Origin of the sequence: Novosphingobium sp. KACC 22771 (genome assembly GCF_028736195.1) — a bacterium.
GTDB lineage: Bacteria > Pseudomonadota > Alphaproteobacteria > Sphingomonadales > Sphingomonadaceae > Novosphingobium.
Genome location: NZ_CP117881.1, coordinates 2,464,875 through 2,489,673, shown reverse-complemented (window position 1 = coordinate 2,489,673; position 24,799 = coordinate 2,464,875). Strand labels below are relative to the sequence as shown.

At 61.8% G+C, this 24,799-nt stretch carries 20 protein-coding genes and 1 pseudogene; 12 read left to right on the top strand and 9 right to left on the bottom strand.

Annotated features, from left to right (window positions below; genetic code table 11):
- Nucleotides 1-86 precede the first annotated feature (86 nt).
- On the bottom strand, nt 87-1,118 hold the full coding sequence (locus PQ467_RS11375) for a fumarylacetoacetate hydrolase family protein (RefSeq protein WP_274173519.1): 1,032 nt from the start codon (nt 1,116-1,118) through the stop codon (nt 87-89).
- A gap of 141 nt (nt 1,119-1,259) precedes the next feature.
- Between PQ467_RS11375 and PQ467_RS11370 the strand changes: the two genes are divergently transcribed.
- A complete protein-coding gene (locus PQ467_RS11370; RefSeq protein ID WP_274173518.1) occupies nt 1,260-2,237 on the top strand; it encodes an AraC family transcriptional regulator in 978 nt (325 codons plus the stop codon).
- A 156-nt stretch (nt 2,238-2,393) separates the two neighbouring features.
- On the opposite strand, the gene PQ467_RS22760 is transcribed toward PQ467_RS11370, so the two are convergent.
- Complete coding sequence (locus PQ467_RS22760) at nt 2,394-2,576, bottom strand: helix-turn-helix domain-containing protein (protein ID WP_443192944.1); 183 nt, start codon at nt 2,574-2,576, stop codon at nt 2,394-2,396.
- Nucleotides 2,577-2,737: 161 nt separating this feature from the next.
- Between PQ467_RS22760 and PQ467_RS11365 the strand changes: the two genes are divergently transcribed.
- A complete protein-coding gene (locus PQ467_RS11365; RefSeq protein WP_274173517.1) occupies nt 2,738-3,631 on the top strand; it encodes an alpha/beta fold hydrolase in 894 nt (297 codons plus the stop codon).
- 12 nt (nt 3,632-3,643) lie between these two features.
- Here the strand turns inward: PQ467_RS11365 and PQ467_RS11360 are convergent, their stop codons facing one another.
- From PQ467_RS11360 to PQ467_RS11355, 3 genes and pseudogenes are all read right to left on the bottom strand, one after another.
- Nucleotides 3,644-3,799, bottom strand: a complete 156-nt coding sequence (locus PQ467_RS11360; RefSeq protein WP_274173516.1) for a hypothetical protein — start codon at nt 3,797-3,799, stop codon at nt 3,644-3,646.
- A 13-nt stretch (nt 3,800-3,812) separates the two neighbouring features.
- Nucleotides 3,813-3,932: pseudogene (locus PQ467_RS22755) on the bottom strand (hypothetical protein); the annotation flags it as partial.
- 142 nt (nt 3,933-4,074) lie between these two features.
- Nucleotides 4,075-4,956, bottom strand: a complete 882-nt coding sequence (locus PQ467_RS11355; RefSeq protein WP_274173515.1) for a hypothetical protein — start codon at nt 4,954-4,956, stop codon at nt 4,075-4,077.
- Nucleotides 4,957-5,456: 500 nt separating this feature from the next.
- Here PQ467_RS11355 and PQ467_RS11350 point away from each other — a divergent pair, with 500 nt between their 5' ends.
- Together PQ467_RS11350 and PQ467_RS11345 are read left to right on the top strand one after the other, a co-directional pair.
- A complete protein-coding gene (locus tag PQ467_RS11350) occupies nt 5,457-7,655 on the top strand; it encodes a TonB-dependent receptor (RefSeq protein ID WP_274173514.1) in 2,199 nt (732 codons plus the stop codon).
- A complete protein-coding gene (locus PQ467_RS11345) occupies nt 7,655-9,328 on the top strand; it encodes an alpha/beta hydrolase family protein (protein WP_274173513.1) in 1,674 nt (557 codons plus the stop codon). The genes PQ467_RS11350 and PQ467_RS11345 overlap by 1 nt, the downstream gene beginning before the upstream one ends.
- 160 nt (nt 9,329-9,488) lie before the next feature.
- Here the strand turns inward: PQ467_RS11345 and PQ467_RS11340 are convergent, their stop codons facing one another.
- Nucleotides 9,489-10,544, bottom strand: a complete 1,056-nt coding sequence (locus PQ467_RS11340; RefSeq protein ID WP_274173512.1) for a LysR family transcriptional regulator — start codon at nt 10,542-10,544, stop codon at nt 9,489-9,491.
- A gap of 330 nt (nt 10,545-10,874) precedes the next feature.
- On the opposite strand from PQ467_RS11340, the gene PQ467_RS11335 reads away from it, so the two are divergent.
- From PQ467_RS11335 to PQ467_RS11325, 3 genes are all read left to right on the top strand, one after another.
- Complete coding sequence (locus tag PQ467_RS11335) at nt 10,875-13,805, top strand: TonB-dependent receptor domain-containing protein (protein WP_274173511.1); 2,931 nt, start codon at nt 10,875-10,877, stop codon at nt 13,803-13,805.
- Between the two features lie 130 nt (nt 13,806-13,935).
- Nucleotides 13,936-15,519: a carboxylesterase/lipase family protein gene (locus PQ467_RS11330; protein ID WP_274173510.1), complete on the top strand. Its 1,584-nt coding sequence runs from the start codon at nt 13,936-13,938 to the stop codon at nt 15,517-15,519.
- 10 nt (nt 15,520-15,529) lie between these two features.
- The gene (locus PQ467_RS11325; protein WP_274173509.1) at nt 15,530-17,119 is read left to right on the top strand and encodes a sulfatase-like hydrolase/transferase; all 1,590 of its coding nucleotides are present in this window, start codon (nt 15,530-15,532) and stop codon (nt 17,117-17,119) included.
- Between the two features lie 93 nt (nt 17,120-17,212).
- Here PQ467_RS11325 and PQ467_RS11320 read toward each other — a convergent pair whose 3' ends face one another.
- Complete coding sequence (locus PQ467_RS11320; RefSeq protein WP_274173508.1) at nt 17,213-17,965, bottom strand: IclR family transcriptional regulator; 753 nt, start codon at nt 17,963-17,965, stop codon at nt 17,213-17,215.
- Nucleotides 17,966-18,049: 84 nt separating this feature from the next.
- Here PQ467_RS11320 and PQ467_RS11315 point away from each other — a divergent pair, with 84 nt between their 5' ends.
- Genes PQ467_RS11315 through dmpG form a run of 3 tightly spaced genes read left to right on the top strand, consistent with a single transcriptional unit; the run spans nt 18,050 to nt 20,813 of the window.
- On the top strand, nt 18,050-18,832 hold the full coding sequence (locus PQ467_RS11315) for a 2-keto-4-pentenoate hydratase (RefSeq protein ID WP_274173507.1): 783 nt from the start codon (nt 18,050-18,052) through the stop codon (nt 18,830-18,832).
- A 5-nt stretch (nt 18,833-18,837) separates the two neighbouring features.
- Nucleotides 18,838-19,791, top strand: a complete 954-nt coding sequence (locus tag PQ467_RS11310) for an acetaldehyde dehydrogenase (acetylating) (RefSeq protein WP_274173506.1) — start codon at nt 18,838-18,840, stop codon at nt 19,789-19,791.
- A complete protein-coding gene (gene dmpG, locus PQ467_RS11305; RefSeq protein WP_274173505.1) occupies nt 19,788-20,813 on the top strand; it encodes a 4-hydroxy-2-oxovalerate aldolase in 1,026 nt (341 codons plus the stop codon). Before PQ467_RS11310 ends, dmpG begins: the two co-directional genes overlap by 4 nt.
- 43 nt (nt 20,814-20,856) lie before the next feature.
- Here the strand turns inward: dmpG and PQ467_RS11300 are convergent, their stop codons facing one another.
- On the bottom strand, nt 20,857-21,717 hold the full coding sequence (locus tag PQ467_RS11300; RefSeq protein ID WP_274173504.1) for an alpha/beta fold hydrolase: 861 nt from the start codon (nt 21,715-21,717) through the stop codon (nt 20,857-20,859).
- A gap of 156 nt (nt 21,718-21,873) precedes the next feature.
- Nucleotides 21,874-22,764, bottom strand: a complete 891-nt coding sequence (locus tag PQ467_RS11295) for a LysR substrate-binding domain-containing protein (protein WP_274173503.1) — start codon at nt 22,762-22,764, stop codon at nt 21,874-21,876.
- 127 nt (nt 22,765-22,891) lie between these two features.
- On the opposite strand from PQ467_RS11295, the gene hcaE reads away from it, so the two are divergent.
- Nucleotides 22,892-24,253: a 3-phenylpropionate/cinnamic acid dioxygenase subunit alpha gene (gene hcaE, locus PQ467_RS11290; RefSeq protein WP_274173502.1), complete on the top strand. Its 1,362-nt coding sequence runs from the start codon at nt 22,892-22,894 to the stop codon at nt 24,251-24,253.
- The gene (hcaF, locus tag PQ467_RS11285) at nt 24,246-24,791 is read left to right on the top strand and encodes a 3-phenylpropionate/cinnamic acid dioxygenase subunit beta (protein ID WP_274173501.1); all 546 of its coding nucleotides are present in this window, start codon (nt 24,246-24,248) and stop codon (nt 24,789-24,791) included. The genes hcaE and hcaF overlap by 8 nt, the downstream gene beginning before the upstream one ends.
- Nucleotides 24,792-24,799 lie beyond the last annotated feature (8 nt).

The following is a 24,799-nucleotide window of genomic DNA, read 5'->3' as shown; positions in this document are numbered from 1 at the left end:
GATCTCCACCATCGATGGGTGGAGTTTTTTGTTTTCAAGGTCTGACGCCCCGGCGGCGTCTGAAAGTCGGCGCCGGGGCGGCGCATTCAGGTGGTGGGGAAGGGGCCCCATTTCGGAACCCGGCCCTGTGCATCTTCGGCCACCACATCGTTGCGCTGCCGCCCCAGAAAGGTGATGCTGCTGTCGATGACGTCGCCGGGGCGCAGCCAGCGCCCGCCATGCATTGCCCCGTTTCCGGGCGGCGAACCGGTGATCAGCAAATCACCCGGCATCAGCCTGATGCGTTCGGAGGCATAGGAAAGGATCTGGTCCGGTGAAAAGATCATGTCGCTGATGGGCCAGTCCTGCATGGTCTGGCCGTTGAGCGCGAGATGAATGCGCACTTGCGAGAGATCGACAAATTCCTTGGGCACCATGAAAGGGCCGCAGGGCTTGAAGCCGGGCTGATGTTTGCTGACCCAGTCAAAGCCCCACTGGACATCGGTGCGGCGAAATTCATCGACCGTGCCCAGATCGTTGACCATTACATAGCCGGCGATCAGGTCTTCGGCTTCGGCGGGCTGAAGATAGCGGCCGCTCCCGGCAATCACCGCGCCAAATTCCAGCTCCCAGTCGGGCTGCTGGCCGATCAGGGGCAGGGCGATCGGGTCATTGGCACCGGCCAGCGATGAGTGCAGGCCGGTCCAGAAATAGGGAATACCCTCGCGGGCGCGGCGGTCAATAATGGCCAGATTGCGTTCAAAGAAGCTCTCATCGCTTTCGCCATCGTGCCGATTATGCTGGTTAAAGCGGTTGTGCGTCATCATTTCGGCCACATGCTGGCGATAGTTCGCGCCCGTGCACAGCATGTTGGGATGCGCCAGCACAGGGCGCGCTTCCAGTTCGGAAATGTGGAATTGGACCGGGCCGCCCTTGACCGAAATGGTGTGCAGCATGTCTTTGGCGCGGGCCCAATCGTCAAGCACGGCATGGGTGTCGGCGTAGGACGGCGACAGATCGAACACGGTGCCGTCGGGATTGACCACGCCGGCAAAAATCCGCCCTGCGAAATCACGAAACGTGCCGAGGCCAAAAGAGCCAAGCGCCAGGCCGGTTGTTTCATGGAATGTGGTTGTCATATTCTCTCCCTGCCCACTTTTCGCGTTGCCCATCACCATTTTTGCTTCGGGTTGAACGCTGTCGGCTTGGGTTGGAAAAATGCGATTCCAATCGCGAAGTGTCTATCGTCAGAGCCGCCATAATAATGTAGAAATCGTCCGATGGGCGCACACGATGACGATGGCAATCCACTCGCCGAGATCCTGGCCTCGCTCAGAGTCTCGGCCACACGGCTCAGTCTGTGCGAATTTCGCGCCCCTTGGGGGCTTGAGGTGCCGCCTTTCGCATCCGCCTTTGTTTATGTGATGCTGGAGGGCAAATGCCTGTTCACAGGCGAAGGCATTGCCCCGCGCTGGCTGCAATCGGGCGATGTCCTGCTTTTGACCCGCCCGCTCAAGCACGCCACCTGTTCGCAAGATGGTGTGCAACTGACGCCCCTGGCGCAGATTTGGGAAAAGCGGGGCTATCCTATTTGGGCTCAGGACCGGCGCGGCGACCGCATTGTCCATGTCGCGCTGGGCGAGGGGGCAGAACTCACGCGGATGGCCGGGATGCCCTTGCAGGTGGCGCCGGGCTGGGGTGAGGTTTTCATGGAGGGGCTGCCCCCCGTGATCAGCATCCCGAGCAAGACGGCCCATATTGCGGTCTGGCTCCAGGCTTTTGTGGCCACGCTGAATGAGGAACGGCCCTCGGCGGGCTATGTGCCAAGCATCCTGCGGCTGGCGGAGATTATCTTCATCTCGGCCATCGCGGTCCATCTTGATGAAGAGCGCGAGGTGCAGGGCTGGCGGCGGGCTTTGCTGGACCCCGCGCTCTCGCGGGCGATCGGGGCAATTCAAAGAGATCCGGCGCGGCGATGGACGGTGGAGGAACTGGCGGGGGTCGCCCATATGTCGCGGTCAACCTTTGCCCTCCGGTTTCGCACTGTGGCCGGTGTCTCTCCCTATGTTTTCCTGATGGAATTGCGATTGCGGCTGGCGGCTGATCTGTTGCTCACCACCAACCGTTCCAGCAAGGAGATCGGCCGCAGTCTGGGCTATACCAGCCCAAGCGTTTTCGGTGCGGCTTTCAAAGCCCAATTCGGCATGTCTCCGCGTCGCTTTCAGGCGCAAATGGCGCTTTCCCGGCCTAAGCGGTGATCGCCTTGTCGGATGCGCCGGGTTTGGAATAGTAGATTGTTAAATAAAGTGAATATCGCAATATTGGTGCGCAGGGGTGCCTGCCAAAGCCAATCTGCCTGCTGCGGCTGTTAGGCCAAAAGTCGGGAGGCCAGATAGCCTCGCGAAAGGGGTGGGTCATGGATCAGAAGTCAGCCCGGTGCGGCGCGTGACCTCGGCCAGGCCAAGGGCCTCATCGCCGCGTTCAAAACACGACAGGATTGTCAAAATGCGTTCCGCACTTGCGCGGCCCGGGGTAGGGTGTCCGGCCCGGAATTCATGACTACGAGCCAAGCGATAAGCGCCGCTTTGTATGACCATTTTTATGGCTCGGGGGCATCAGGGCTTGGGCCGCTCGGCGTTGCTGTGTCCGGTCAATCCGACTGGCGGGCAGGGAGCAGACTGGCGACGGCGCGTGGCGGCTGATCAGTCACTTTCCTGAGGACCTCGCCCGGATCGGGCCTGCATCGGGAGCAATCGCAATGGATCGTCGCAATGTCATGCTGGCCGGACTGTCTGCGGCGGTGGCGCTCGGCAGCGGCAAGGCCCGTGCGGCGGCGGTCGGCTCGGCTTTCGCGTCCTTCCGGCAAGGTTTCGCCCCCTGTCGGTTCGGACAGGTTCATTATTGGCAAGGCGGCCCGGCGAGCATGCCCGGCAAGGTCCCGCTGCTGTGCCTTCATGCCAGTCCGGGTTCCAGTCGATCCTATGCCGCATTTCTGCCTTTGATGGCGGCCCAGCGCCCGGTGCTGGCCGCTGATACGCCGGGCTACGGCCTGTCGGATGCTCCGCCGTCCCAGCCTCGGATCGAAGATTACGCCGAGGCGATGATCGCCATGGCCGACAGCCTGAAATTGCGAAAGATCGACGTGCTGGGCAATCACACCAGTTCCTCGACCGCGCTGGACATCGCCATCCGCAGGCCGGATCTGGTGCGCAGGATCGTGATCAATTCGGCTCTTGTTTATACGCCTCAAGAGATTGTCGCGATGCGCGAAAGCGAGGCCGCTTACGCCGGGCTGACTTTCGATTCTGCGGCCAACAAGGTCGCTGCGGACTGGCCGCGCATGCGGGCCATGCAGCGCGATATGAGCGAGGAGGACGCATGGGCCTTTTTCTGGGAAGTGAACCGTAATCCGACCCGCTCCATCTGGGGCTATGAGGCGTCTTTTGCCTATGACGCCGGCGCCGCCCTGCCGCGCGTGACGCAACCGATCCTGGTGGTCAGCCCGAACGATATCCTGCGCACGCAAAGCCTGCGCGCACGCGGATTGATGCGTCATGGCGAGGTCATGGAGTTGCCATGGTCGGCCGGAACCTTCACTACTCATGCCACCGACATGGCCCGGATAATCGGCCGGTTTCTCGACGCCGCCTAGGGGCGGTGTGCATCACAGCGTTCGGGGCAGACGAAAACCATGGTGATAATTGCGCCGTTCGTTCAGGTCCTTGATGCGGATCGCGGAGCGAAGGCTGCCCGGCGCGTAAAACCATGCGCCGCCCCGCTCGGCATGCCTGTCGCATGGGCCGCCCAAATTGGCCGACACATGCCCACGCATTGCCGGTTGTCTTATACAGGCCAAAAGGGTTGGGTGGAAAACTGCTGATCGGCATCGTGCTCTCATGCTTTTCCGGGTTGCCGCAGGCGCTGCAATTGGCGTGATTGCCGCCGATGCGCACGGCCGTGTCATTGGCCGTTTGCGCAAAACCGGGGTTGCGTCGGTTGCGATCCGGGTGACGATCGTACCAATTGCCGTTCTCGAAGGTTTTACGGGTTGAACCGGCATCATAACGGGTATCGGCGATAATGCATCTCTATCCTTTACCAACTGGCGGATAGCGCGTTTTGGCAACGGTGGTGGGGCAGCGCATTAAGACCCGCGGTTCCCTTTCGAATGTTTTTTGTAATTATCATACTGGCATCGAACAGTTCATGCGCCTCCCCCTCGGGCAAATCGGCACAGGTCAGTCGGCGAAGCAGCAATGTGCCTGCCAGACAGCGTGCCAGAACATGCAGCAAGGGGCTCTGCGCCAGCGCGGCAATCTCGCGCTGAAGGGGGTACCATGCCAAGCCGACATCGGTGGCATTGCGTGCGCGTTCCATCTTGGCCACGGCCAGGTTCAGGTCATCAAGATTGCGTTCCGTTCCCCGCTGGCAAGCCAGATCGATCATGCCAATATTGATCTGTTCCAGCAGCTTGCGGCATGCCTCCAACGGGACATTGTGGCTGGCCAGAAAGGCATTCGTCATGCGTGCGGCTTGAAAAGCCGACCCGAAGCAGCCCAGCACGCCCCCGCCACGGCCACGTTGCAAAATCACCTTTTGGCTGTCTTCAAGGATGCGTACCGCTTCAACCACGACGTCCAGCCTTGTGCCATAGCGATCCGCAATCGCATCGAGCGAGCCCAGATGGACGGTCTCGCCCTGCCGAGGCGCGCCGGCCATCTCGGACAACAGGGACGCGGCAATGGCCTTCGACTTGCGATTGCTGCTGAACGTTTCCGGTTCGGCTGCTGGTTGGCGGCCGTTGCCGATGTGGTCGATAGTGGCGCGCAGCCATACGGACAGGGCGTCCTCCTTGCCCTTCAGGACGGGCCAGAGCAGGTGGCGCGCTTCGGCAACCGCACGGGGGCTGACATCATGATGAATCGTTTCAACCAGCGCATGCGTGACCTGTTCGGCGCTTGGCGCGGCAGGGCGCAATCCTCCGGCCCCTTTGCCGCCACGATGCGGGATCATCACCCCGCGCTGTTCCAATACGCGTGCGGTTTGGCGGGCCATGCGGCGGCCGATGCCAAAGCTGTCGCATAGTTCGGCCTCGGTCAGCACTTGCCTGGGGCTCGGGCAGGCCCAAAGCCATTGTTCGACCTTGTCGGCCAGACGGGATGGCCCGGCGCAGGCGGCAGGGCGCGGCGATACAATCGTGCTGAACAATTGGCGCGCGCGCAAACTTTCCGCTGTCTCCATGGCGCTCAGCGCGCATGCTGGCATTCTTGCTGTTGGCATTCCGCTCCCCATCAGGCCTGTGTGCGCCGGCGATTGTGTCGCTCTTGCGCGGCTTTCTCTCTTCATTCTTCGGGCCATCCTATCACCCCATGGGGGCGAGAAATAGGCCGCTATTTTCCTCTCGCACAAAGTTTCATGCCGTCTCGCACATGGCCCGCCATTCGAGCAGGCCGGTCGAAAAATTGGAGGGAGATCGCATGAGCCAGACATTCCATAGCATTCCGGTTCGCGCCGCCATTTCGCTGGTGGCGCTGGCAACCGTGATGGCGGCATCGAACGCTTGCGCACAGCAGGCGGGCGGCGCCAGCAATTCGGCGGCAGGCCCCGGCGAAATCGTTGTGACGGCGCAGCGCCGCTCCGAAAGTTCGCAAAAGGTGGCGATTGCCCTGACCGCCGTGTCCGGCGATCAATTGCAGGAAAAAGCTGTTCTGGTGCAGCGCGATCTTCAGAATATCGCGCCGGGCCTCTCGATCGTGAAGGCGGGGCTGACCGAGTCCGTCAACATTCGCGGCATTGGTCTTGCCAGCGGTTCGCCGCAGGTGGCCAATGGCGTGGCCAGCTATGTTGATGGCCTGTTTCAGCCGCCTATCGCCCAAAGCTTTGACCTCTATGATATTCAGAATATCGAGGTGCTGCGCGGGCCGCAGGGCACACTGGTCGGCTCGAACTCCACCGGCGGCGCAATCTTCATCAACACCAAGCGGCCTGAGTTGGGCAAGCTGGGCGGCGATATGAACGCCGAATATGGCAGCTATAACAATGTCCGGCTGAACGGCGCGATCAACGTGCCGGTCAGTGATACGCTGGCCTTGCGCTTTGCCACGAACCAGCATTGGCGCGATTCCTATTACACCGATCGTGGGCCTTACAAAAATCAGCCCGACAGCTTGAAGGAGCATGATGAGCGCCTGTCGGCCCTGTATAAGTCTGGCGGATTTTCAGCCTATTGGAAGGCGGAACTGAGCCAGAAATCAACCGGCGGCTATGCCTATCAGCCGATTGCCGGAACCCAGTTCGCCGCCGGGCGCGAGGCTTCGCGCTATACGGTGAACTATGACACCGCCACCGCCAATTTCGAGCGCGCCTTTACCACGGCGCTGGAGCTGAAATATCAGACCCCCGGCGGCCTCGTCATCCGCTCGCTCAGCGGCTATCAGAACAAGCGGATCTGGAATGTCTATGACGTGGACGCCACCAACCAGAGCGTGGCGCCGGGGCCGTTTGGCCCGCAAACCCAGGACCAATATGTGCGCGAGCGCGAAATCTCGCAGGAAGTGAACATCATTTCGCCCGACAGCAAGGCCTTCAACTACATCCTGGGCGGCTATTATCAGCACAACAAGATCGACGTGCTGCTGCATTTCAACGGCACCGCCCCGTTCCCCATCGTGGTCAACCCGATGAACAGCAAGACCACGCTCGGCTTTTTCGCGCAGGCCAATTATCGTCTCAGCGACAAGTTCGAGATACAGGCTGGCGCGCGCTATTCGCATTACCATGTTGATGGCACGGGCGCGGTCTATCTGGGCGGCACGCCGCCTGCGGCCTTTCTCACCATTCCGCAAACCGGCACCGAGGCCGATGGCCGCATGACGGGCAAGCTGGCGCTGAACTACAAGCCGGACAGTAACAATCTGATCTATGTATTTGCGGCGCGCGGTTACAAGCCGGGGGGCATCAACCCGCCCGGCGGCCTGTTCAATCCCGAAACAGTGTGGGATTTCGAAGCCGGCTGGAAAACGAGCTTTCTGGACCGCCACGTCCGCACGCAGCTTGGTGTATTCTACAACAAATACAATAATTTTCAGATGGACGTGATCAGCCCGCTGTCCGGCCAGAACGGGGTGGTCAATCTGGCCAATGCCACAATCAAGGGCTTCGAAGGGCAGGTTCAGGCAAGGCTGGCGGGTTTCGGGCTGGATGCGGGTGTCTCTTATGTCGATTCCGGGTTGAGCAGCGTTTCCGTCATCAACAAGTGGCAGCCCGGCGCCGCCAATGCGCAATTGCCCGCCTGCACCACCAGCGTGACGAGCAACTGCTTTGCCTATCAGATCATCTCCTCCAACGCCGGGCCGAATCTGCTCTCGCCCAAATGGACATGGAACGCCGCGCTTGATTATACCTTCCAGATTGGCGACGAACGCTCGGTGGTGCCGCGCATCAGTTACAGCTACACCGGCTCGCAATGGGCCTATGTCACTTATCTGCCGCAATATGACCTGATCCATGCCCGCCATCTGGTCAATGCCAGCATCACGCTGAACTGGGGCCGCTGGAAGGCAGAGGCCTATGCCACCAACCTGACGAAGGAATTTTTCGTCACCGGCCAATCGACGCTGAACGAATTCTACAATGCGCCGCGCGAATTTGGCGTGCGGCTGGGGGTGAAGCTGTGATGGCGGCGGTACGGCAAAAGGCGGGGGCGATCATTGCCGCCGCGCTGCTCGGGCTGATCGCGGGCCTTTGGCTGGCCGCGCGGATACAGGCCGGGCCTGATGTGCGGGTGGAGGAGGTGCATTTCACGGGCAGATCGGGCGCCCATATGCGCGCCTTGCTGTTCCGCCCGGTGGGGGCGGATGCCGCGCGCCGCGCTCCTGCCATCCTTGCCTTCCACGGCTATCTCAACAGCGCCGAAATGCAGGGCAATTTCGCCACCGAATATGCGCGGCGCGGCTATGTCGTGCTGGCGCCGGATCAGCGCGGCCATGGCAGCAGTGATCCGGCAAGTTTCGCCGATGGTTTTGGCGGGCCGGATGCGCTGGCCTATCTGCGCTCGCTGCCCTTTGTGGATAAAGATAACATCGGGCTGGAAGGGCACAGTATGGGCGGCTGGGCCGTGCTGTCGGCAGCTTCGGCCTTCCCCGAGGGCTATCGTTCGCTGGTGCTGGAAGGGTCGAGCGTAGGCGCGCCCTTTGCTCCGGAAGGCTCGGCCAGTTTCCCGCGCAATCTGCTGGTGGTCTATGGCCAATATGATGAATTCGGCGGCTTTATGTGGGGGCCGGGGGCGCCATCGGCCACCGGCACGAATGCCAAGCTGCGCGCCACTTTCGGCTCTGTGGCCGCGGTTGAGCCGGGCAGGCTTTATGGCGATATCGCCAAAGGCAATGCCCGCATGCTGTTGACGCCGCCTGTCGTGCATGCCTGGCTGCATGAATCCTCCGCCGGGATCACGCCCGCGCTGGCGTGGTTCGCGCGGACGCTGCACGGCGCGCGCGCTCTGCCGGTCGCCGACCAGATCTGGCCATGGCGCGAGGCGGGCGGTGCGTTGGCGCTGGTGGCGGTGCCGGTGCTGATGCTGGGGGTGATGGCCCTTGACAAGGCCCGGCAGCAAACCCCGGTTGATGCATTGGAGCATAAGGTCCGATGGGTAAGTCTGGCGCTGTTCTCCTTGGTGCCTGCCGCGCTCTTCATCCCGCTCTCGGCTTTGGAGGAGGCGGTGATCGGGCAGAACTGGCTGCTGCGTCAAACCTTCACCAATCAATATGCGCTCTGGGCCTTGGTCTGTGCAGGGCTGGGTCTGGCGACAACGCGTGCCCATGCCGATCACAGCCAGAATGTCGGCGGTCTGCGTGCGGTTGTTTTCGCGCTGCTGGCGGTGGGCGCCGCTTACATGCCGGTCCTTTTGTTTGACCGTCTGGGCCACGTCAATCCGGGCTGGTGGTTCATTACCATCCGTCCGCTGTCGCTGGCGCGTTTGCGCGATTTTGCGCTCTATCTTCCTTGTTTCACGCTGTTCGCATGGAGTTCGCTGCGCACCCTCGATGCGCTGCGGCCGCTCGATCGTGGCAGTGCAGGCATGGCTTTCGCGCAGGCCAGCCTGCTGTTGGGCGGAGGCTTCGCGCTCTTCCTGCTGGTGCAATATGGCACGCTCTGGCTGACGGGCCATCTGCTGCTGGCGGGCGAAGGATTGCGCACCATCACGGCGATTGGCTTTATCCCGGTGTTCATCACTGTCGCTGCCTTTGGCACAGCTTCGCGGCGCTTGACGGGCAGTGTATTGATGGGTGGTCTGGTGTCGGGCCTGTTCGTCACCTGGCTGTTCACGGCAACGCAGCCGATCGGTGTGTGATGATTGATCCTCGGCATGACGTTGACCTTCCGGGGATTGGCGGGGCGATCCACATTCGCGGCATCGCGGGCCAAGATCACCTATGGCACCACCTCAGAGCGAGGCCATCCACATCAATCGACGTAATGCACCGGCCTCCGTCGTGAATTACAGCACAACCTCATACCGTTGTTGCAAGGGAATGACGCCGGGGAATGCTCTGGGTGGCCGCTTCCCTCAGGCGCTCGCGAAGCCAGAGCAGTCCCTGATCGCCCGTTCTGGCCGAATGATACTGCATCATTTCGTTCATGGCCGGAAGATTGATCGGGCAATCTGCGATGGCCAGCGAGAAGGGCCGTTCAAGCAGCATGGCCAGACGTTCATGGATCAGCGCCAGACGGTTTGTCCCACGCAACATCCATGGCACCTGAAGAAAGGATGGAGCCACAACCTCGATCCGTCGGCGATCGCCTGCGGATTTGATGGCGGCCTCGATAAAGACCGGATTGCCCTGAATTTCCACAGCGACATGGCCGCATTTTTCGAAGGCCTCCATGGTCAGGGGCTGCTGAAAAACGGGATTGTTGGCACAGCCCACAACCACATGGCGTTCGCTGAACAGAAAATCGGCCGGATGATCCCTGGCGAGAAATTGTTGAGGTGTCAGCAGAAGATCGAGTTCGCCATCGTCCATGGCACGTGCGGAATGGGGACCCGGCAGCAAGAGTTCGAATTCGATCAGCGGTGCGGCCGGTTGCAGCCTTGTCAGCAATGGCGTTACCAATACGGTGGTTATATAATCCGACGCGGCGATGCGAAAACGCCGCGCGGACACCGCAGGGTCAAAAGTCGTGGCCGAGGCAATAAGATTGCGCAGACTTTGAATGGTTGCGCTGATTTCCGGGGCCAGTGCGACGGCATGGGCTGTCGGGATCATTTTCTTGCCATGTTGAACCAGAATATCGTCGCCGAAGGAATCGCGCAGCCGTTTGAGTGCTGCGCTCATCGCGGATTGAGTCATATGCAGGCTGTTGGCGGCTCTGGTGACATTGCGCTCACGGATCAGCACATCAAAGGCGATCAGGAGATTCAGGTCGAATTGGTCAAGTCTCATAAGTCCCTCTCTCCGGCATGAATTGGAAATTGGCTTTCCATTCTGTGTTTTTTTGTTCGACCAGATCACTTTTGCATCGTTTGGGGCCGTTGCATCATGCCCAAGCGCTTGGGGTTCACTCAAAATCGGGTCGATAATGTCTGAGCAATATGGGGCGATTGGATAGACCGAATTGGCCGAATGCCGTCCCTTTCTCCGCTTGTCCCGACGAACAGTTTGTAGCGCGAGGTTGAACGATTCTGACCAAAACTGTCAAAGACCCCCGAATTTTGCCCTTCCTCTAGAGTTTATCCATGATGGAATCTGTTCTGATGGAACCAGTTAGGGTCCAGCCATCACATTTTTTGATCATCATGCATTCACATTTAGCGTTATCTTGAATGAAACCAGAAAGCTAAAAAGAGGTCAAACCAATAATGGCCCTTGGATGGCCAGATGGGGGAGATCTTTCGGATGAGTTACCCAGAGCTTTCGTTCAACGCCCGCTCGCGCAGAATGGCGCAAAAAGTGGTTGCAAGGCGCCTTGCCTTGATGGTCAGTGCGGCCGCTCTCTCTTTGCCGATGGCCTCCTTTGCACAAAGTACGCCGGATGCCGTTCCGGCCAGCGATATCGTGGTGACTGCGACGCGCATCGCCCGCGATGGCTATACCGCGCCCACGCCGACCACGGTCATCGGGCAGGACTTCATTCAGCAGCGCGCCACCGTCAACATCGGCGATGCACTGAACGCCGTGCCCGCATTCCGCGCGGCGGTTTCGCCCAACGCGGGCGGCCTGGGCAATACGGGCGCGTTTTTGGCCGACCTTCGCGGTCTGGGGCCGATCCGCACGCTCGTTTTGCTGGATCGCGGGCGCATGCCGCAAACCATGGTGCCCGGTGTCACCACCACGGCGGGCACGACTGACCTTAACACCATCCCCACCGTCCTCATCAAAAACTCCGATGTGGTCACGGGCGGCGCTTCGGCGGCCTATGGTTCGGACGCGATCGCGGGCGTCATCAATTTCCAGATCGACGACCGCTTTGTCGGCCTCAAGGGCTCGGCCCAATATGGCGAAACCCGCTATGGCGATGCCAAAAACAAGTTTGCCACGCTGGCCTATGGCGCGAAATTCGCCGAGGGCCGGGGCCATATCGTGGTGGGCGGCGAATATAATGACGATGGCGGCACTGCGGCCTACAATACGGCCCGCGCATGGGGCCGGGATGCCTGGAACAGCGCAGTTCTCCCTCTCCCACGTCCGGCGGGCACGCCCAGCACCGTCGTCGGTCCCTATGGCAATTATTTCGGCACTGCCACCAGCGGCGGCCTGATCCTGACGGCAGGCCCTCTTCAGGGGCTGGCCTTTGTGCCGGAGGCCAATGGCGGGGTCACTACCACGACCTTCAATCGCGGCCTGAGCAACATGACCACCAGCCTCGATTTCTTTACGCCTTCGGCTCTGGCCGCCAATGCGGCGGCCGGCATCAACAACCTGAACACCCAGCAATTGCGCCCGGCCCAGACGCGCTATAACGCGATGGGCAAGATCTCGTTCGATGTGAACGACAATCTGACCGCCTATGTCGAACCGCTTTATTCCAATGTGAAGACGACCGGCATTCTCATTATCCGGCGCGATGGTGCGGGTGCCGGGCCGGGGCTGACCATTGCCCAGAATAATCCCTATCTGGCGCAGGCGCTGACCCCGGCGCAACTGGCGCTGGTCCCGGCAGGCGGCCTGTCGATCGGCTATTCGGGCCAGGGCTTCGGCCCCAGCGTGCGCACGATCCAGAACGAACTGATCCGCGTGCAGACCGGCCTGAAGGGCAAATTCGGCGAAGGCTGGAAGTGGGACGTATCCTATCTGTTTGGCCAGAACACCTCGCATGTGGCCATCAGCAACACGTTCAACAGTGCCAATTTCCGCAACGCGCTCGACGCGGTCAATGTAGGCGGTCAGATCGTCTGCCGTAATGCGGCGGCGGTGGCGGCGGGATGCGCGCCGATCAACATTCTGGGCAGCCCCAATGTGTCCTCGGCGGCGGCCAGCTACATCTATGGCATTGCCACCGGATCGGGCAAGACCGTGCTGCATGACGTCGCTGCCAACCTTCAGGGCGAGCCTTTCTCGACCTGGGCCGGGCCGGTCTCGGTGGGCGTGGGTGCGGAATATCGCAAGGAATCGGTGCGTCTGGCGACCGACGCGATCTCGCAGGCTTCCGGGTGGCTGTCAGGCACCGGCTCGTCGCTGCCGACCGTCAGCCAGAATGTGAAGGAAGCCTATGTCGAAACCATCGTGCCGCTGGCGCGCGACATGGCCTTTGCCAAAAAGATCGAATTCAACGGCGCGGCCCGCGTCACCGATTACAGCACATCGGGCAGCGTGACGACCTGGAAGGCGGGTCTGACCTGGGAAGTGGGCGGGGGGCTGATGATCCGCGCGACGCGTTCGCGCGATATCCGCGCGCCCAACCTCATCGAGCTTTACACGCCCCAGACCCAGTCGTTGCCGCTGCCCACCGATCCGCGCAGCGGCGTGGCGCGGCCCACCAACAATGCCGGTTTCATCGTAGGCGGCAATCCCAACCTGAAGCCGGAAACATCGACCACCCAGACCGTGGGCGCGACCTGGCAACCGCCGTTCCTGCGCAGGCTCAACCTGTCGGCCGACTATTACAACATCCGCATCGAGGGCGCGATCACTTCGACCAGCACTCAAGGCGTGGTCAACAACTGCTTCATCGGCGGTTCCTATACCGGCAATTCGTGGTGCTCGCTCATCAGCTTTGCCAACAATGACCCCGTGGCCGGGCAGATGACCGGTGTTCAGGGCGTGACGGCCAATGTCGCGGTGTTCCGCACCAAGGGTCTGGATTTCCAGGCCACCTATCGCCAGCCCATGGAGGAATTGGGGCTGAAGGGCCGCCTGACCGTCAATATGCTGGCAACGCATGTGATGTCGTTCTGGTCCTCGACCGATATTTCCACCCTCTTCCCCAACGGCATCGACCGCGCGGGGCAGACGGGGGCGGCCTTTGGCGGTCCGGCGGGCCTGCCCAAATGGCTGGTCAACACCACGCTGGATTATGAAGTGGGCCGCTTTGGCATCAACGGCAACATCCGCTATGTCTCGCCCTCGCGCCAGAACAATGGCCAGTTTGGGCCGGATCAGGCCGGATACAACCCCGCGCTGACCACCAGCATCAGCAACAACAATATCCCGGCGGTGGCCTATGTTGACCTTGGCCTGCGTTACAACTTTGGTCCCGATGGCCGCTATACGGTCTATTTCAACGTGGCCAATCTGCTGGACAAGGACCCGCCGCTGCCCGCCAACGGCAGCGCCTATTATGACCTGATGGGGCGCACCTATAAGGGCGGCGTGCGCTTCCGGTTCTGATCGTGGGCCGGGCGGCCATTTCGCCCGGCAGGTGTCAGCCCCGTTGGGGGGCGGGGCTGACGCCAACGTTTGTGCTTCCATTCTGGTCAAAGGTGCCGCCGCCATGACGTTCCGGCTTGCTCTTGCATGTATGTTGCTTGCCTCTGTTTCCCCCGCCTTTGCGGCCCATCCCCCGGCAAAGCCCTCTGCTTCTGCGGTCAAGATCGACAGCGGTACAGTGGAGGGGACCAACCTTGCGTCCGGGGTGCAGGCATTTCTGGGCATTCCCTATGCCGCCCCGCCGGTGCGCGATTTGCGCTGGAAAGATCCCCAGCCGGTGAAGGCGTGGCAAAGCACCTATCATGCGGACCGCTATGCGCCGCAATGTATGCAGCCCCAGCGCAACCTGCGGGCCAATCAATATTCCGGCGCGGAAATCACCAGCGAGGATTGCCTCTATCTCAACGTCTGGACCCGGCCGGGGCTGAAAAAGGCGCCGGTGATCGTCTTTATTCACGGCGGGGGTTTCTATATCGGCTCTTCCGGAATGCCGATCTATGGCGGTGAAGAGGTCAGCAAGGCCGGCGCCGTTTTCGTCAATTTCAACTATCGACTGGGCGCGCTGGGTTTTATGGCCCATCCGGAACTGTCGGCGGAATCGCCGCACAGGACATCGGGCAATTATGCCTTTCTCGACCAGATCGCGGCGCTGAAATGGGTTCAGCGCAACATCGCCCGGTTTGGTGGCGATCCGGCCAATGTCACGATCATGGGCCAATCGGCAGGCTCGATGTCGGTGCAGGTTCTTCAGGCCAGCCCACTTGCCGCGCATCTGTTCCACCGCGTGGTGGGCATGAGCGGCGCTCTGGCGGGCGGCCCCAGCGCGACCGCGCCGCTGGCCGAGGCGGAGGGCGAGGGGATCAAGCTGCAATCCGCCCTGCGCGCCAAAAGCCTTGCCGAATTGCGTGCGATGCCCGCCGACCGGATCGTGGTGCCCCGCACGGCCGATGGACCAAAGATCGGGCCGTCGCAGGATGGCTATGTTCTGCCCCAAAGCGTGGAGCAGATATTTGCCGGCGGCAGGCATCATGACGTGCCCGCGCTTGTCGGCTTTACCCATGATGAGTCCTTTGGCGGGCTGGGGCCGGTCAAGGATTTGGCCGATTACAGGGCCAAAGCCGAAGCACGATATGGCAGCCGCGCTGCCGAGTTTCTGGCGCTTTACCCCGCCGCGAATGATGCCGAGGCGCATCTGCAGGCGACCGCCGCCGATCGCGATGGCACCATGGCGTCTGCGATGGGCCTGTGGGCCGATGCCATGACCGCCCATGGCCGCGCCAAGGTCTATTCCTATGAGTTTGCGCGGCCTCATACCTATGCCGCGCATGTCAGCTTTTCCGATCTCGATCCGGCCACGGCGGGGGCCTATCACACCTCCGAAGTGCCCTTTTGGCTGGGCACGCTGGAAAGCTTCAACCGCTATCGCAAAACGCGCGCATGGACCGCCGATGATGCCGGTTTCAGCAAGGCCATGACGCAATCGCTTGTTGCCTTTGCGCGCAGCGGCAATCCGGACACGGCCACTTTACATTGGCAGGCTTATGTTGCGGATGCCCCGGTTTTGCTCCAGCTTGGCGCATCGGCCAAGGCCGCCCCATGGCCGGACCGCCGCAAGTTCGAATTCTTTCGCAAGGAAAACCAGCCCAAGGCAACGGGCGGCGCTCTCAGGGACTGAAAGGCACCTCATGTCTGATCAAGCACGCAAATCCATGAATCTGGGGCGCAGGGACGTGTTGGGCGGGGTGGCCGGGGGCATCGCCAGCGCCATGTTCGCTCCGGCCATGGCGGCCCCGAAGGAAGGGGCGGGGCGGCCCAACATGATCCTCTTTTTCATGGATGAATGCCGCGCCGACGCGCTGGGTTCCTATGGCAATCCGGTGTGCAGGACGCCCAATCTGGATGCCTTTGCCCGACAGGGCACGCGCTTTGCCGATTGCCATGTCCAGCATCCGGTTTGCGGCGCATCGCGGTGCAGTATGCTGACCGGCCTGCCGGTATCAAACACCGGCCATCGCAGCCTTTATTACTTCCTGCGCCGTGATGAGCCCAACCTGTTCCGCTATCTCAAGGATGGCGGCTATGACACGTTCTGGCTGGGCAAGAATGATGCGCTGGCCGAGGAGAGCTTTCCGCTCAGCCTGACCGAATGGCATGGCGAGGTGAACACATGGGCGCGGGCGGCGGGGCGTGGTCCTGCCTTCGATCTGGGCAAGCCCAACCTGATGCTCATCAGCGCCAAGGTCGATCCCAAGGCCACGTCGGACTATCTGTTGATCCAGCAGGCGATCAGGCTCCTTGAGCGGGGCGAGCAGGATAAGCCGTTCTGCCTGTTCATCGCGCTCAACCAACCGCATCCGCCCTATCTGGCGCCGCAGGGTTTCCACGATCTCTATAAGCCGGAAGCGCTGCCGCCGCTGGCCCCGCCGGGGTTGGGCAAAAAGCCGATGTTTCATGAGGCGGTGCGCAAGGCCTATCATCTCGATCAGGCCGGTGATGCCGATTTCCGTCAGGTCCGCGCCACCTATTATGGTCAGGTCAGCTATGCCGACTGGCTATTTGGCCAATTGATGGAGGCGGTCGAGCGCACCGGCCGGGCCAAGGACACAATGGTCATCGCATCGTCCGACCATGGCGATTATGCGGGCGATTATGGCATGGTGGAAAAATGGCCGGGCGGGCTGGAGGGTAATTTGACCCATGTGCCGTTGATGATCCGCATGCCGGGCGGGGCGCAGGGGCATGTCGTGCCCGAAATGGTTGAACTCTATGATGTCATGGCCACGATGCTGGATGCTGGCCGCGTTCAGGCAAAGCATACCCATTTCGCCCAGAGCCTTATGCCCCAGATCATGGGCGCGGCGGGCGATGCCACCCGCGCCGCCTATACCGAGGCGGGCTATGACACGTTCGAGCCGCAGGCCTTTGAACCGGCAATGGAAGGGCCCGCCAATCTCTATACCGCCAAGCACGACCTGCAGGTGGGCGAATCCGCCACCGTCCGTCGCGCGGCGGCGGTGACGACCTCGGCCTATAAATTTGTGGCGCGGCCCGGTGGGCAATATGAGCTTTACGATCGCAAGCGCGATCCACTGGAAATGCGCAATCTGATCGATGATCCGAAGATGAAGCAGGTTCGCGAAGCGATGGCGGACAATCTCATGGCCCATTACATTTCCACGACCGGAGTGCCGCCGATGGAGCGGGATGGACGCGAGACGCCGGAATTCTATACTATGCCGAAATTCAAGGGGGATGGCATTGCAACTTCGCGTTAAGTTGCGAACTTGTGCAGGATTACGGAAGCCACGCAACTTGAAGCAAAACTCCGGCTTTACGGCATGAAATCGCTCGCTTCACGGGGGCTGTATTCATGTCGTAAAGAGCTGCCTGTTCAACGCTTGCGCGGTATCCTGCAGGGCCTTGATGATGCGCGGCTCGGCCCCGCCCGGAACCTTGCGCGACAGCGATATGGCCGCGACAACCGTCCCGTCGGTCTGATGAACCGGAACCGCGATGCAGGATAGGCCCGCAACGATCTCGCCGCGATCCAGAGCATAGCCCTGCCGCGCCACACAGGCCAGTTCGCGGGCCAGATCGGTGGGATCGGTGATCGTATCGGGGGTCAGCGCGACAAAGGGCCCGCCCGCCAGATAGGTTTCACGCTCCCCGGCCGGAAGATGGGCCAGCAGCACCTTGCCCATCCCTGAGCAATAGGCCTCAAGCTGCATCTCGACACGGGTGAACAGCTCGCCTGCATTTTCGCCGGTCTTGACGCGATAGGTCACCATATCGTTCTCCAGCGTGCCCATCTGGGCCACGCCGCCATAGCGGGCGGCCAATCGGTTGAGCAGGGGGGCCGCCGCATGGGCCATGATCTGCCGGTCATCGACCTTGGCCAGCATCGCCCGCAGGCGCGGCCCGGCGCGATGCCTGCCCCCGCCCATCGGGGCCAGAAAGCCTTCGGCCACCAGCGTTGCGATCTGGCGATGGGCTGTGGCCGGAGGCATGCCCTGCGCGCGCGCCAGAGCCGAAACCGTGGACAGGCCACCATCGGCAATCACGGCCTCCAGCATGGCCAGCGCGCGGCTGGTGGCGGAAAGGGTGGGAGTTCCATTTCTCATATGGTGAGAAGATAGCGCCGAGGCGCTCTGGCGCCAAGTCCTCATGGCGTTTATCTGCGAACACAAGGTCTGGAAGAGGACGATATGAGCGACAATCATCAAGCCGCAGCGCGCCTGTTACGCGAAGCCTACAGCGGCGGAGCGGTGCCTCCGCTGCGCGAGTATCTCGACCCGGTGGATATTGCCGGGGCCTATGCGGTGCAGGATATCAACACGCGTTTCTGGCAGGAGCAGGGCCGCCGCATCGTGGGGCGCAAGGCAGGTTTGACCGCAACAGCGGTGCAAAAGCAACTGGGCGTGGACCAGCCTGATTTCGGCGCGCTGTTTGACGATATGCAGGTGGCCGATGGCGGCTTCCTCGATCCGGCGCGTTGTCTTCAGCCCAAGGCCGAGGCAGAAATCGCCTTTGTGCTGGGTGCCGATCTGCTCTCGCCCGATGCCACGGCCGATGATGTGGCCGCCGCCGTATCGGGCGTCCATGCCGCGATCGAAATCGTCGATTCCCGCATTGCCGACTGGAAGATCACCTTTTCCGATACGGTGGCCGACAATGGCTCCTCGGCCTTCTTCGTGCTGGCCGGCGAGGGACGGGGGCTGGAAGGCGCCGACCTTTATACCGCCGGCATGGTGATGGAAGTGAATGGCACCATCGCCTCGGTGGGTGTGGGCGCGGCGGCGTTGGGCCATCCGCTGAACGCGGCGGCATGGCTGGCGCGGACGCTGGCGGCGCGGGGCGCGTCCCTGCGCGCGGGCGACATCGTGCTGGCGGGCGCGCTGGGGCCGATGGTGGCGCTTAATCCGGGCGATCATGTCTTGGCCCGCGTGGGCGGCATCGGCGCCTGCAGCTTTACCTATTCAAAGGAATAGAAACTATGGCAAAGACGAAAGTGGCCATCATCGGATCGGGAAACATAGGCACCGATCTGATGATCAAGATCATGCGCCTGTCGAAGGTGCTGGAAATGGGTGTGATGGTGGGCATCGACCCGGCCAGTGACGGTCTGGCCCGCGCCAAACGGATGGGCGCTGCGGTGACGCATGAAGGCATTGACGGCCTGATCGCCATGCCCGAATTCGCCGAGATCGGCATCGTGTTCGACGCCACCAGCGCGGGCGCGCACAAGCGCAACAATGAGATCCTTCAGGCGCACGGCAAGCGGGTGATCGACCTGACGCCTGCAGCCATCGGGCCCTATACGATCCCGCCGGTCAATGGCGAGGCCAATCTGGACGCGCCCAATGTCAACATGGTGACCTGCGGCGGGCAGGCGACCATTCCCATCGTCGCGGCGGTCAACCGCGTGGCGCGCGTGCATTATGGCGAGATCGTCGCCTCGATTTCCTCGAAATCGGCAGGGCCGGGCACGCGCGCCAATATCGACGAATTCACCGAAACCACCAACGAGGCCATCGTCAAGGTGGGCGGCGCCACGCGGGGCAAGGCGATCATCATCCTCAACCCCGCCGAGCCGCCGCTCATCATGCGCGACACGGTCTATTGCCTGTGCGAGGAGGCCGACCCCGAGGCCATCCGCCAGAGCATCCACGACATGGTGGCCGATGTGCAGGCCTATGTGCCGGGCTATCGCATGAAGCAGCAGGTGCAGTTTGAGCATATCGGATCGAACGCGCCGCTGCGCATTCCCGAAATGGCGGGCACCGGCCAGACCGAATTCACCGGCCTCAAGGTCACGGTGTTTCTGGAAGTCGAGGGCGCGGCCCATTACCTGCCTGCCTATGCGGGCAATCTCGACATCATGACCTCGGCGGCGTTGAAGACCGCCGAGAAAATAGCCCTTCGGCATTTCGCGGGAGAACCGGCATGAGCTTTGATCCCAAGAACCAAAAGCTCTATATTCAGGATGTGACCCTGCGCGATGGGATGCATGCGGTGCGGCACCAATATGGCCTCGACCATGTGCGGGCCATCGCCCGCGCGCTGGACCGCGCCAAGGTGGACGCCATCGAGGTGGCCCATGGCGACGGGTTGCAAGGTTCGTCCTTCAACTATGGCTTTGGCGCCTATACCGACTGGGACTGGATCGGCGCGGTGGCCGAGGTGCTGGAGCACAGCGTGCTGACCACGCTGCTGTTGCCCGGCATCGGCACGGTGCATGATCTGAAACATGCCTATGAGATGGGCGTGCGCAGCGTGCGCATCGCCACCCATTGCACCGAGGCCGATGTCAGCCGCCAGCATATCGAGGCGGCGCGGGGGCTGGGCATGGATGTCTCCGGCTTCCTCATGATGAGCCATATGACCAGCCCGGAAGCGCTGGCGGTTCAGGCGAAAATGATGGAGGATTACGGCGCGCATTGCGTGTACGTGACCGACAGCGGCGGCGCGATGAACATGGATGATTATGCCGCGCGTCTTCAGGCCTATGACCGCGTGTTGAAGCCCGAGACACAGCGCGGGGTCCATGCCCATCACAACCTCTCGCTGGGCGTGGCCAATTCGCTGATCGCGGTGCAGAACGGCGCGGTGCGGGTTGATGCCTCGCTGGCGGGCATGGGGGCCGGGGCGGGCAATGCGCCGCTCGAAGTCTTTATCGCGGCGGCCGATCGCTATGGCTGGAACCATGGCTGCGATCTCTATGCGCTGATGGATGCCGCCGATGAACTGGTGCGCCCGCTTCAGGACCGCCCGGTGCAGGTGGACCGCGAGACGCTGACGCTGGGCTATGCGGGGGTCTATTCCAGTTTCCTGCGCCATGCCGAAAAGGCCGCGAAGGATTACGGCGTGGATACGCGCAGCATCCTGGCCGAAGTGGGCCGCCGCAAGATGGTGGGCGGTCAGGAGGACATGATTGTTGATATCGCGCTCGATCTGGCGGGTGCAAGGTAAAGAAAAGGCTGGCCTTTCGCTCTGAAAGGCCAGCCTTTTTCATTCAGCGGCTGAGAAAGTTCAGCACCATTTCGTTGAACACATCGGCATGTTCCCATTGGGCCCAATGGCCGCAGCGGGCAAAGACGTGAAGCTGGGAATTGGGAATGCCCGCCAGCAGGCGCAGCCCCACATCCATCGGCACAAAGCGATCATCACGGCCCCAGACGATCAGCGTGGGCGCGGCAATTTCATGCAGACGCGCGTTCTGATCGGGGAACTGGCGCGGATTGGCGGCCAGACTTTTCACGAAATTTTCCAGATGGTCGAGGCGCGAGCGCATATTGTCGAGCCGCATCTGCATCTGCGCCTCGGTCAGCGCGCTGGCGTCATAGACAAAGACATTCATCATCGCCTTGAGCTTTTCGATGGTCGGGTCGCGGTAAAGGCCCTGCAACAGCTTGATGCCCTCGGTCGGCATCGGCGCGTAAAGGCTGGGGCCGCCCGTGCCGCCGCCCATCAGCACCAGCTTGCCGACGCGCGCCGGATTGGCCAGCGCAAAGGCGACCGCGCTGTGGCCGCCCATCGAATTGCCGACCAGATCGGCCTTTTCGATCCCCAGCGCATCGAGCACGCCCTTGACCGCCCCTGCGTTGAGTGCCGAGCGCGAACCGGTGCAGACCACCGGATCGCTCTGGCCCCAGCCGGGACAGTTGATGAGCAGTACGCGATAGCCCGCGGCGACGAAAGGATCGATGTTGCGGTTGAAATTGGCCCAGCCCGTCGCGCCGGGGCCTGATCCGTGCAGCATCACAACAGCGCGCTGGCCGGTGCCGATGTCATTGTAGTGAATGCGATAGGGCGCACCATCCACGTTTACGTCAACAAACTGGCTGGTGGAAGTCTCGCTATAGGCGGGGGTCATGTCCGGATGTTCCTTTGCTCAAGGGCATCCCATGGTTTTTTCCGTGCTGGCTCTCTCCCGTCACGGCTGTCCGCAAGGGATCGCCCGTGGGCGCTGGCATCCGTCAAAGGCCGGGGCGGTTCCAATACGAATTTGCGATCAATTAAGATGCAAAACCTATAGTTCGTGGTCCTGCATTTCCTGCAGCCTGCGCACCAGTGCCTGCACTTCGGGCTTGGCATTGTCGCGCCGCCATGCCGCCATCAATTCGGCCCTAACGGTCGGCCCGGCCAGCGGACGGGTGACGATATTGCGAAAACTGAGTTGCGCCACATAATCGGGCATGATGCTGAAACCCACGCCAAGGCTGACAAGGGTGAGCAGGGTCAGCACATTCTCGACCTCCTGCACGGCATTGAGTGTGACGCCCTCGCGCCGCGCCAGATCGTCGATCACTTGCCCCAGATTGCCCGCGTGGCGACTGGCGATGCGCAGGAATGGCGTGTCGGCCATCGCGCTCAGCGACACTTCGCTGCTCCAGCAACAGGGGTGATCGGCGGGCATCAGCAGCACCAGCGATTCGCGCAGGATCACCATGCTGTCGATGGACGGATCATCGACCGGCGGGCGCAGAAATCCAAAGTCGATGGCCCCCGATGACAGTGCCTCATGCTGTTCAAACGTGGTCAGCGATTGCATGACGATTCGCGTGGCGGGAAATTCCGCGCGCAGCATGGTCAGCGTCTGGGGGAAAATCTTGACCTCGGCGGCCGGGACAAAACCGATGGTCAGCGTGTCGCCCATATCCTCGCCCGCGCGGCGCGCCAGCAGCTTGGCCCGCTCGGCCTGGGCCAGCACCAGCTTGGCCTCGTCCAGAAACACCTTGCCCGCCGGGGTCAGCGCGACATTGCGCTTGTCGCGATAGAGCAGGGGCGTGCCGATTTCATATTCAAGATCACGGATTTGCTGGCTGAGCGAGGGTTGCGCGGTGCGCAGCGTCTGGGCCGCGCGGGTAAAGCTGAGCGCTTCGGCCACGGCGACGAAATAGCGGAGATGACGCAGTTCCATATTCAGGACTTATAGGTATGCCCTATAAGTTGGCAAGAATTAAGTATTTCAGCGGCGCGTCTCCCTCCGTTAATTCCATGCCCAGAGAGCCGGCCCGTCCGGCCCCATTTTCGGGGAGAGTTGCAGCATGGACGACGATCAGATCCGATCGCTGGTGGATTCGCGCAATGGCACCGTCAAACCCGCCATTTACAGCGATGCCCAATTGTATGAACTGGAACTGGAGCGCGTGTTCGGCCGCACTTGGCTGTTTCTGGCGCATGAAAGCCAGATCCCCAATCCGGGCGATTTCTTCAACACTTTCATGGGCGAAGACCCCGTGCTGGTGGTCCGGCAAAAAGATGGCTCGGTTCAGGTGATGATGAACCAGTGCCGCCATCGCGGCATGAAACTGTGCCATGCCGACAGCGGCAACACCAAGGCTTTCACCTGCCCCTATCACGGCTGGGCCTATCAGGTGGATGGCGCGCTGCAATCGGTGCCGCTGGAAAAGGAAGCCTATCGCGGCAAGCTCGACAAGTCGAAATGGGGGCTGATCAAGGCGCCGCGCGTCGAGAATTACAAGGGCCTGATTTTCGCCAATTGGGATGAAAGCGCGCCTGATCTGACCACTTATCTGGGCGATATGGCGTGGTATCTCGACGGTTTTCTCGACCGGCGCGAGGGCGGCACCGAGGTGGTGGGCGGCGTCCATAAATGGATGATCGACTGCAACTGGAAATTCGCCGCCGAGCAATTCTGCTCCGACCAGTATCACGCCCCCTACACCCATGCCTCGGCCATTCAGGTTTTGGCGCCCACGCCCCAGAACAAGCCCGACGGCAGCCCGCTGGGCGATGGCCAGACCGAGCGCCCGGCATGGGCCAATGGCCTCGGCGGCGTGCAATTTGCGGGCAAAGGCCATGGCAGCGCCTTTTTCTTCACCGAAAATGCCGATGCCAATGTTTGGGTCGGCGGCGAGGTTTCGGCCTATTTCCGCGAAACCTATCCCGAGGCCGAGGCGCGCCTTGGCAAGGTGCGGGCGCTGCGTCTGGCCGGGCATAACACGATGTTTCCCACGCTTTCCTGGCTCAACGGCACTCAGACGCTGCGCGTATGGCATCCGCGCGGGCCGGGGCGGATCGAGGTCTGGGTCTTCTGTATCGCCGACAAGGCCGCGCCGCCCGAGGTGAAGGAAGCGCTGAAAAAGAGCCATGCGCGCGCCTTTGGCCCGGCGGGCTTTCTGGAACAGGACGATTCGGAAAATTGGATCGAGGTGCAAAAGGTGCTGCGCGGCCACAAGGCCCGCCAGACCGATTTCTGCATGCAGATGGGCCTTGGTTTCGAGGAGCGCCGCGAGGACGGCATTCCGGGCATCACCAACGGCACTTTCGCCGAAACCGCCGCGCGCGGTTTTTACCAGCGCTGGGTCGATCTGATGACCGGCAAAAGCTGGAACGAGATCGAGGCGGCGGGCGCCGCATGGGAGCAGGAGGTGATCGATGCTTGATGAACTGACCCGTCCGCTGCGCGTTTCGGCCGATCTTCAGCATGAGGTCGAGCAATTCCTCTATCTGGAGGCCGCGCTGCTCGATGACCGTCGGCTGCGCAAATGGCTCGATCTTTTGGCCGATGACATCGAATATACGCTCGACACCAATTCGCTGGCGCAGTTCCGCGATCGCCGCCGGGGCTGGGCGCCGCCCACGACCTATATTTTCCACGAGGACAAATATCAGCTCGAACGCCGCGTCGCCCGCGTCGAAACGGGTCAGGCATGGGCCGAGGAACCGGCCAGCCGCACCCGCCATTTCGTCACCAATGTGCGCGTTCTGGCGCAGGCCGATGACGAGCTGGTGGTGGGCTGCAACTATCTGGTCCATCGCGCGTCCAAGGCGCATGACCACCACAGCTTTATCGGCACACGCCGCGACACGTTGCGGCGCATCCCCGCGCCCGATGGCGGCGAAACCTTCATCATCGCCCGCCGCCGCCTCGAACTCGACGAGTTCACGCTGATGTCGGCCAATGTGTCGATCATCCTCTGATTATCCGA

Excerpts from the sequence above, each read along its gene's own strand:
- PQ467_RS11330 (WP_274173510.1), top strand. The coding sequence starts at position 13,936 with ATGTTGCTTGCCTCTGTTTCCCCCGCCTTTGCGGCCCATCCCCCGGCA.
- PQ467_RS11320 (WP_274173508.1), bottom strand. The coding sequence starts at position 17,965 with ATGAGAAATGGAACTCCCACCCTTTCCGCCACCAGCCGCGCGCTGGCC.
- PQ467_RS11310 (WP_274173506.1), top strand. The coding sequence starts at position 18,838 with ATGGCAAAGACGAAAGTGGCCATCATCGGATCGGGAAACATAGGCACC.
- hcaE (WP_274173502.1), top strand. The coding sequence starts at position 22,892 with ATGGACGACGATCAGATCCGATCGCTGGTGGATTCGCGCAATGGCACC.
- PQ467_RS22760 (WP_443192944.1), bottom strand. The coding sequence starts at position 2,576 with ATGGTCATACAAAGCGGCGCTTATCGCTTGGCTCGTAGTCATGAATTC.
- hcaF (WP_274173501.1), top strand. The coding sequence starts at position 24,246 with ATGCTTGATGAACTGACCCGTCCGCTGCGCGTTTCGGCCGATCTTCAG.
- PQ467_RS11335 (WP_274173511.1), top strand. The coding sequence starts at position 10,875 with ATGAGTTACCCAGAGCTTTCGTTCAACGCCCGCTCGCGCAGAATGGCG.
- PQ467_RS11295 (WP_274173503.1), bottom strand. The coding sequence starts at position 22,764 with ATGGAACTGCGTCATCTCCGCTATTTCGTCGCCGTGGCCGAAGCGCTC.
- PQ467_RS11315 (WP_274173507.1), top strand. The coding sequence starts at position 18,050 with ATGAGCGACAATCATCAAGCCGCAGCGCGCCTGTTACGCGAAGCCTAC.
- PQ467_RS11370 (WP_274173518.1), top strand. The coding sequence starts at position 1,260 with ATGGGCGCACACGATGACGATGGCAATCCACTCGCCGAGATCCTGGCC.
- PQ467_RS11300 (WP_274173504.1), bottom strand. The coding sequence starts at position 21,717 with ATGACCCCCGCCTATAGCGAGACTTCCACCAGCCAGTTTGTTGACGTA.
- PQ467_RS11345 (WP_274173513.1), top strand. The coding sequence starts at position 7,655 with ATGGCGGCGGTACGGCAAAAGGCGGGGGCGATCATTGCCGCCGCGCTG.
- PQ467_RS11375 (WP_274173519.1), bottom strand. The coding sequence starts at position 1,118 with ATGACAACCACATTCCATGAAACAACCGGCCTGGCGCTTGGCTCTTTT.
- dmpG (WP_274173505.1), top strand. The coding sequence starts at position 19,788 with ATGAGCTTTGATCCCAAGAACCAAAAGCTCTATATTCAGGATGTGACC.
- PQ467_RS11325 (WP_274173509.1), top strand. The coding sequence starts at position 15,530 with ATGTCTGATCAAGCACGCAAATCCATGAATCTGGGGCGCAGGGACGTG.
- PQ467_RS11365 (WP_274173517.1), top strand. The coding sequence starts at position 2,738 with ATGGATCGTCGCAATGTCATGCTGGCCGGACTGTCTGCGGCGGTGGCG.
- PQ467_RS11350 (WP_274173514.1), top strand. The coding sequence starts at position 5,457 with ATGAGCCAGACATTCCATAGCATTCCGGTTCGCGCCGCCATTTCGCTG.